Raw genomic sequence first — 536 nt, 5'->3', positions numbered from 1 at the left:
AAGTCAACAACTTCACGGGCTTGCGCCCAGGTTGATTCCTCATCCGGTTGTTGGAAGATCGTCTGGAACATCGCAGAGACCATCGGCCACTGCATTTTGGGGACTTTCTCGTAGAGGTTTTTGGCAAAGTGGGTGCGGCACCGCTGCCAGGAGGCATCGGGCAGCACTTCGGAAATGGCATGCTGGATGCCTTCGTGGGCATCACTGGTGACAAGGAAGACACCACGAAGTCCGCGGGCTTTGAGGTCTTGGAAGAAGCCTTTCCACGATGCGTTGGATTCCGCAGTGGCGACGTGCATGCCGAGCATTTCCCGGTAGCCATCGGCGTTGACACCGGTGGCAAGCAGCACCGAGCATTTGACCACCCGGCCGCCTTCACGCACCTTGATCGTCAGTGCGTCGCAGGACAGGTAGGCGTACCCGCCGGGGTCCAGGGGGCGATTTCTGAAGTCTGCGACCATCTCGTCGAGTTCTTCCGACATCCGCGAGACTTGCGATTTCGACAGGTTGGAAATGCCAAGGGTGGCCACCAGATC

General features: G+C 58.6%; 1 protein-coding gene. It reads right to left on the bottom strand.

The window, feature by feature from the left end; all coding sequences use genetic code 11:
- A partial coding sequence (locus tag HMPREF3171_RS00610) for an IS256 family transposase (RefSeq protein ID WP_210385581.1) occupies positions 1 to 536 on the bottom strand: 536 nt, incomplete at both ends.

Source organism: Corynebacterium sp. HMSC08F01 (genome assembly GCF_001807545.1).
In the GTDB taxonomy this organism is placed as follows: Bacteria; Actinomycetota; Actinomycetes; order Mycobacteriales; family Mycobacteriaceae; genus Corynebacterium; species Corynebacterium coyleae.
The sequence above is the reverse complement of the archived record's forward strand: the minus strand, read 5'-3'. Positions and strand labels throughout refer to the sequence as shown.